Here is a 1,105-nt window from a genome sequence, read left to right on the forward strand (position 1 = left end):
CCCTGACTGGGGGCAGCGCGAGTTCGATGCCGCCGGCGACGCACGCATCGGGTGCGGTTTCATCACCTGGAGCCTGACCCGCGCGCCGGAGGCGCTCGCCGTCGCACTCAACCGGCACCCGGCGGCGATCATGCTGTCCTTCGGTGATCCCGAGGCCTTCGCTGGGTCCATCCGCGACGCGGGCGTTCCGCTGATCTGCCAGGTACAGACCCTGGAGCAGGCTCACGCCGCGCTGCGGGCGGGAGCGGACGTCATCGTGGCCCAGGGCGCCGAGGCCGGCGGCCACGGGATGTCCACCCGCTCCACCCTGACGTTCGTCCCGGCCGTAGTCGACCTAGTGGCCGAGCGCTCGCCGGAGACTTTCGTGCTGGCCGCGGGCGGTATCGCCGACGGCCGTGGGGTAGCCGCGGCGCTGGCGCTCGGGGCCGACGGTGTCCTGGTCGGCACGCGGCTCTGGGCCTCCAGCGAGGCACTCGTGCCACCCAGTGCACACGAGCGAGCCCTCCGGGCCAGCGGGGAGGACACCATCCGCACCCGTGTCTACGACCTTGTGCGACAACTCGATTGGCCCGCCCAATACGACGAGCGGGCGCTGCGCAACGCGTTCCTGCAGACCTGGCACGGCGACGAGAGCCACTTGCTGGCCAACCTGCCCGAGGCCGTCGCTGCCTTTGAGGCGGGGCTCGCCGCGGCGGACTTCGATATCGCCCACATCCTGATCGGCGAGGCCGTCGGCCTCATCCACGACGTCGCACCCGCGGGTGCCATCGTGGCGCAGATGGCGCAAGACGCGGCGCGAATCCTGAACCGCGGCGCGTGACGGGCTAGCCGTTAGAAGGGCGGCGGGTCGTCGGGGTCGATGCCGGAGGCCACTTTCGGGAACCACACGGCGTTGAATGCGGCGCGTCGGGCTTGACGGGCCTTGTGGTTCTGGTTGCGCTCGGTCGCGATGCGCGCCGCGCGATTCTGGGCGCGGGTACGCCGTCGGCGGGGCATCATCGCGGTGCGGTCACCACAGCGGTCATCGACAGATGGCTTGGGGACCGGCAGCTCCCCGGTAGGTGCGCATAAGCGCGGGGACAGCCACGAACTGCCCGGCGTGGTG

At 71.4% G+C, this 1,105-nt stretch carries 1 protein-coding gene and 1 pseudogene; one reads left to right on the forward strand and one right to left on the reverse strand.

Annotated features, from left to right (window positions below; genetic code table 11):
• On the forward strand, positions 1-820 hold an 820-nt coding region (locus BN4346_RS46830), incomplete at its 5' end, for an NAD(P)H-dependent flavin oxidoreductase (RefSeq protein ID WP_067977084.1).
• A gap of 11 nt (positions 821-831) precedes the next feature.
• Here the strand turns inward: BN4346_RS46830 and BN4346_RS46835 are convergent.
• A pseudogene (locus tag BN4346_RS46835) lies at positions 832-1,105 on the reverse strand (hypothetical protein); the annotation flags it as partial.

It is taken from the genome of Mycolicibacter icosiumassiliensis, assembly GCF_900078685.2.
Classification (GTDB): Bacteria; Actinomycetota; Actinomycetes; order Mycobacteriales; family Mycobacteriaceae; genus Mycobacterium; species Mycobacterium icosiumassiliensis.